Origin of the sequence: Phenylobacterium sp. (genome assembly GCF_036495085.1) — a bacterium.
Classification (GTDB): domain Bacteria; phylum Pseudomonadota; class Alphaproteobacteria; order Caulobacterales; family Caulobacteraceae; genus Phenylobacterium.
Genome location: NZ_DASXNL010000120.1, coordinates 1 through 5,927 on the forward strand (window position 1 = coordinate 1; position 5,927 = coordinate 5,927).

At 68.8% G+C, this 5,927-nt stretch carries 4 protein-coding genes; all 4 read right to left on the reverse strand.

Translation table 11 applies throughout. The features are described from left to right. Positions 1-405: hypothetical protein (locus tag VGI62_RS13890; protein WP_331505094.1), on the reverse strand; the 405-nt coding region annotated here is incomplete at its 3' end. Further along, positions 402-1,655 carry a poly-beta-1,6-N-acetyl-D-glucosamine synthase gene (pgaC, locus tag VGI62_RS13895; protein ID WP_331505095.1) on the reverse strand — a complete coding sequence of 418 codons (1,254 nt, stop codon included), beginning with the start codon at positions 1,653-1,655 and terminating at the stop codon, positions 402-404. The genes pgaC and VGI62_RS13890, both read right to left, overlap by 4 nt. A gap of 10 nt (positions 1,656-1,665) precedes the next feature. Next, a complete protein-coding gene (gene pgaB, locus VGI62_RS13900; protein ID WP_331505096.1) occupies positions 1,666-3,375 on the reverse strand; it encodes a poly-beta-1,6-N-acetyl-D-glucosamine N-deacetylase PgaB in 1,710 nt (569 codons plus the stop codon). 2 nt (positions 3,376-3,377) lie between these two features. Beyond that, the gene (gene pgaA, locus VGI62_RS13905) at positions 3,378-5,804 is read right to left on the reverse strand and encodes a poly-beta-1,6 N-acetyl-D-glucosamine export porin PgaA (RefSeq protein WP_331505097.1); all 2,427 of its coding nucleotides are present in this window, start codon (positions 5,802-5,804) and stop codon (positions 3,378-3,380) included. Positions 5,805-5,927 lie beyond the last annotated feature (123 nt).

Consider the following 5,927-nt stretch of genomic DNA (forward strand, 5'->3'; position numbering starts at 1 on the left):
GACGATGCGCTGGTTGCGGGCCAAAATCAGCGCGGCCTCGTCCAGACCGGCGGCACGGGCCTGCACGGCGGCTGCGAGCTGCGGGGGCTCGCGCATGAGCAGCGCCAGCGACCGGCGTCGCAGCGTGGCCAGACTGAAGAATAAGAGCGCCGCCCCGAGGGCGGCCGCGGTGATCAGGAAGGGCATCAGCCGCTCAAGATAGGTCAGCCAGCTCAGCCGCACCTTGGGGGCACCCAGCCCGAGCGCCCCCTTCAAGCCGCCCAGGAACAGCGCGAACTCGTGGTCGAGCAGCACCGCGAGCCCGCCCCAGGCGAGTAAGGTCAGCAACACGTCGCGCCATTTCACAGCCCACGGGACGCGCTGGGCGGAGATGAGGGGCGGCCACGGCCGTTCGGCGCCGGTCATCGCAGACCCCGATCCGGGCTGACCCAGGTCGTGTGCTCCTTGCGCGGCTGCGTGAGCACACGGGGCACCGCGACGACCGTTGTCAGAGCGCTCAGCACCCAGAACGCCAGCGGATACCAGATCACCCAGAACACCGATCGCAAAATGCCGCGCTCGTAGCGCCTGTCGAGGAAATGGCTGATCAGGGCCTGGGGCAGGTAGGTGAGGATGAGCGTCAGGCCCCACCATTCCGGCACGAGCACTCGAGGCGATCCGGGAGGCCCCAGACCCAAAGATCGCAACAGGCCTACTCCGATCGTGACCAGCGCTGAATAGGACCACAGAACACCCGCCAGGTAGTTGAGATAGGCCGGCGCCATGGACGGAGCCCGCCCGGCGATCATCGGGCGGAAGAACGCCTGCAGCATCTGGAAGCCGCCCTCGGCCCAGCGCAGGCGCTGGCGCCAGAGGCCGCGTAGCGTTTCCGGCGTCAGGATCCAGACGACGGCGTTGGGCTCGTAGATCACGCGCCACCCTGCGACCTGCAGACGCCAGGTGACATCGATGTCCTCGGTGATGGTGCGAGGCGACCACCACCCGGCGTCGTCGAGCGCCCGCTTGCGGAATGCGCAGATCACCCCGCTGACCGTGAACAGGCGCCCGTACATGGTCTGAGCCCGGCGGATGAGGCCGATGATCGACGCGTATTCGCCCACCTGCATGCGTCCCAGCACCGTCGTGCGGTTGCGAATGCGTGGATTGCCGCCCAGGCCGCCGACGTCGGGGTGGCGGAAGGCGCGCGCAATCCAACGCAGCGCATGCGAGTCCAGCAGCGCGTCGCCGTCGATGCAGACCAGCAGCTCATGCCGGGCGAGCAGCGCGCCCGTGTTCAGCGCGGTCGCCTTGCCCCGGTTCGTGGCGAGATGAACGACTCTGAGGTTGGGTATCCGCCCCGCGAGGCGCTCGAGCACCTCGGCGGTGTTGTCGCCGCTGCCGTCGTTGATGGCGATGACCTCGAACTCGGGGTAGTCAACCGCGGCGGCTATCGCGAGGGTTTCCTCCGCATTCTCGCCCTCGTTGTAGCAGGGCACGAGGATCGAGATCGGCGGCCAATGGTCCAGCGGCGGAGGTTGGTCCGCTGGCGCCATGCGCCACTGGTGGACCGCGTAAAACAGAAGGCCGCCCGCCGTCCAATACCACCCCCCGATGAACGGATAGCCGAAGACGAACACCCCCATGGCGGCCAGGACCCAGTCAACGGCGGGATGCACCGGCTTAGCCTTAGGGCCGGTGGGGGTAGGTGACGGCGGAGAAGACCGCCGACAGCGTCGCAGCGGGCGGAAGCGCCGGCGCATCGGGGCAGAGGGCGAACGCCGATGCCCCCTGGCGTTGCGCAACCCGCAGCGCATTCAGTCGCTGAACGGGGTCCGCCGGCAAGGAAAACGCCACCCGGCCAGCTACATTGGGCTGCAGCCAGCCATTGGCCCGCAACCGGCTCGCCAGCGCTCCAACCTCTTCGGCGTCCCGGCTCGGCGGCAGCAGAGCGATGTCGGCCCAGTCGGGTGGTCCGCCCGGTTGCACCTCTTCCAACATGAGGCGTAGTCGCGGATCGATGCCGGCTGCGGCGCGATAGGCGGCGAGACCGAGCGCTGTGCGACTATCCAGCCGGCCGGCGTTGAGCGCAGAGCGACGGTCTCGGATCTCCTCCGGCCGGTCGGCAGCCACTGCACTTCCCGCCGGCGTCGGCAGGTCTAGCGTGATGCCGTCCGGACGGCTGTAGCGGAGCATGTCCGCGAAGAGGCGAGGCACGTTCGCCTCGCCAACGGCCGCCTCAGCACGGGCAAGTGGCAGGCGTAAGAAGACGTCAGCGCCGGCCCGCGTCCTGATCTGCCAGGTGGCGCGGCCCAGGATGTCGGCGCGCCAGGGCCTCAGCGAGGTGGGGAAGTAGACTTCGCCGAGTGGCGACTTCGGAGAGGCGAGCCGCGCATTGGCGTCGATGATCACAGTGTTGACACCCAGTGCGCGCAGCCCCTCGATCATGCGGCCGAGCGCCGCGTCCTGCGCCGCGCCGTCGGCGGAGGCGGCCAGGGCGTCCAGCGTCAGGCATGCGATGCGCAGCGTTCGCGGCCCGGGCGCGTCAAATCGCAGGTTGCGTACGATGTCGCCGAGGCCGGGGTCGCCCGACGGATAGTACCGGTGGATCGCAGAGAGATCGGCTGCATCGGACGGCTCGGGCTCCAGATCGAACGAGAACGCAAGACCGAGCTCCCTGGCGATGTCGAGAGCGAGGCCGGTGTAGCGCCCATAGGGCCACGCGATCGCGCGCGGTCGGCGGCCGAGGTGCGCCTCCAGCAGCGCCATCGAGCGCTTGAGATCGGCGCGGATCCGGGCGGCGTAGTGGGCGTCGTCCTCGTACTGGCCACTCCGCCGATCGTAGCGCCAAGTCACGGTGGCGGGTGTCTCGCCGCCGTGCGGATTGGCCAGGTCGGCGTGGTGGAGATCGTAGCCGTGCGACGCGAACTCGATGAGGCCCGACGCCTGCATCTCGCGCGCCTGGGCCCAGGTGATCGAGTCCGGGGGTGATGCCACGTCGTCGCCTTTGGGGACCGTGCCCGGCGCCTCGTCCATCCAGACCCCGACCACCGCGGCGACCGCCGGATAGTGGTAGGCCTTGAGCAACGGGAAAACGCGCGAATAGAGACTTTCGCGCGCGTCGTCGAAGGTCAGCAGGATCGCCTTGGCGGGCAACTTGCGGCGGCCGGCCGCCGCATCCGACAGGTCGTCCAGCGACACCGGCGTCCAGCCCTGCGCTTTCAGCCAGTCCAGGAACTGGACGAACGTGCGGGTGGTCACCGCATCGGTCTCCAGGTCCGCCGGCTGATCGACGACAGCGTGAAAGGCGATCGACACGAAAGGCTGGTGGTCCGCTCCCGCCCAAGCCGGTCCCGCAAGGCCGACCATCATGAGCATAATGCCGAGCAGCCATCGCATCGCTAGAACCTCCGCGCGAGGCGCAGAGTGAGCGCCGCCGTGTTCTCGACCACGCCGTCATAGACCCGGCGGCTCAACTCGACGCCGTAGGCCACTTCCATCCATGGGTCGAAGCGCCACCGATGCGCGTAGCTCACCGTGGCGATCGGTTCGGAAGGAAAGTGCGCCTGCTCGTAGAGGCCGACGTTCACCGAGAGCGCCTGCGTCAGGCTGTTATCGTAGCGGCGCCAGATGGTCTGCTCGGCGAGCAGTCCGCCATCCACCGTCAGGTCGCGGTCGGGATTGAAGTAGGGCGCCTGCGGACGGTCGTTGCTCGAGACATAGGCGTCCCCGGTTGCGGTGAGATCGAAGTGTGGAAGGTTGATCAGCTTCTGTGTGTAGGCGACGCCGCTCTGGTAGCGCTGGTTGCCGTCGGTGAAGGGCGTGTAGCCGAAATTGGCCGACAGATTTCGCGACTCGTCCCAGCGATACGTCAGCCGCATCGAGACTTGGTCGGCGGTAATGCCGTGCAGAACGGCGCGCAGTGGCGTTTCCCAGCTATAGAACTCGCCGGCGAAGGCGATGCGGAGCTGGTCACTCGGCGTCCAGTCAAACGTCGCGCCGCCGCCCGGCTTGGTTAGGGTTCCCCAGTTGTCATTCGCATAGAGGCTGGCGGCTACGTCGCGACTCCGCCACTCCGCGCCCGCGCCGGCCCGCGGGCGCTCGACGAAGCCTTCCGGGGGGTGGGCGCTGGCGTAGTCTCCGAGCGCGAACAGTCGCCAGTGGTCGGCGATGGGCGGCGTTGTCAGCCTGCCCTGCAGGTGCAGTGCTTGGCCTGAGGCGTTCGTGCCGCCGCCCTCGGAGTCGCTTGGCTTGGCTTCGAGCTGGAGGAGCCACCCCATCGCGCCGCCGAGATCGCGCGCGAGTCCCTGTACGCGCAAGTCCTCAGGGTATGCCGCCAAAAGGTCGGCAACCATGCGCTTGGCCTCCGCGTACCGGTAGTCGGCCATAGCGATCTCGACGCGCGCGATCCGCGAGGCGAGAGCATCCGGCGCCAGGCTGGCCGCGATCTCGCCCTCCACCTCGGCTCGACGCGTCCAGCCCCTTGCGCGGACGATGTCATACCGGGCCATCCTGGCTGTCGCATTGGCCGGCGCCGCGTCGGCGATCTTGGTGATGCGCGCCCACGCCTCAGCTAGCTGATTGCCGTAATAGCGTGCGTTGGCCGCCGCCACTTCGGCATAGGCGCGGTCGGGGTTGTCGCTACGCGCGGGCGTGTCGCGGAAGCTGCGCCAGACGGGCGCCTCGCGCACCAGAGCGTCGATCGTCGCGTAGGCGGTGCGGAAATCCTCGAGTTCGACCGACGCGTAGAACACGCCGTAGAGCGCGCTCGTCCGCAAGGCGCCGGAGAGGTCTGGGGAGGCCGCAAGCACCGCCCGGTAGGCGCGGCGCGCCTCTTTCGGCCGGCGCAGGTAGAGCAACGCGTCGGCAAAGGCCGCTTCGGCGTGTGGCGGCAGCGCCGCGTCACCCTTTAGGGCGTCGGCCTCGTTGACGACCTCAGGCATGCGGAGCCGGTCCCTCAGGGCCACGAGACGATCGAGACGCAGGCGACGGCGCAGCGCATCGTCGGTGGGTGGCGGCGGCAAGTCAGCTATCAAACGATCGAGGCGGGCGATGGCGGCATCCGTACCCTCGTAGCGACGCGCAGGAGCGGAGGCCTGCAGATCCTCGCCCCACCTGACCATCGCAGCGACTTCGTCGGCAGCGTAGGGCGCGTCGGTTTTTGCGAGCGCCGCCGCGCCGTAGGCGCCGCCCTGCGCCGCGAGCAGGGCGGCCGCCGCCGTCCGCGCTTCGTCGTTGGCCGGTGCGAGCCTCAACGCGTCGGCATAGGCGGAGAGGGCCCGAAATGGGTCGCCGGCCCGTCGCCAGGCGTAACCTTGAGCGAGCAGCCACTCGAGCCGCGGCGCGCGCTGAGCGGCGGGTTGCTCCAGGGCATCCAGCGCTTCCCTGGGGCGGCCGGCGTCGGTCAGCACCAGTGAGAGCAACATCGGCCAAGCTGTCTGATCCGGAAAGCGCCGCACCCCCTGACGCGCCAGGTTCTCGGCCACGTCGTATCGCTTCAGGTCCCGGTAGGCGCGGGTCGCCGCCAGCAAGGCATAGTCCGGTGGTTCGGCGACAGCCGCCTTCTCGAAGGCCAGTATGGCGCCGGCCGGGTCGCCGGCCTGCTGCAGCAAGGCCGTGAGATCCATCCCCACCAGCCCGTCGTCCTCGCCCGCATTAAACATCGTTCGCAGCGCCGCGATGGCAGCGTCCATATGGCCTGCTCGCGCCTGAAGGACGGCCGCCTCACGCCGTTCGGTGATGCTTTGCGCTCTCGCTTGCGGTGCGGTCGTTGTCGCCGCCAGGAGGATCGCGCCGGCAATGATTGCGAGCCGAGCAAGGCGTGTCATGACGTCAGAGCATGTGTTCGACCTGCTTAGCGCGACGCGGGGCAGCCAAGCATCAGGGATTACCCTGGAAAGGCGTGAAACAAGGGCCGCTCCTAGACGTCAGACCAGCGCCGGCTGATGGCG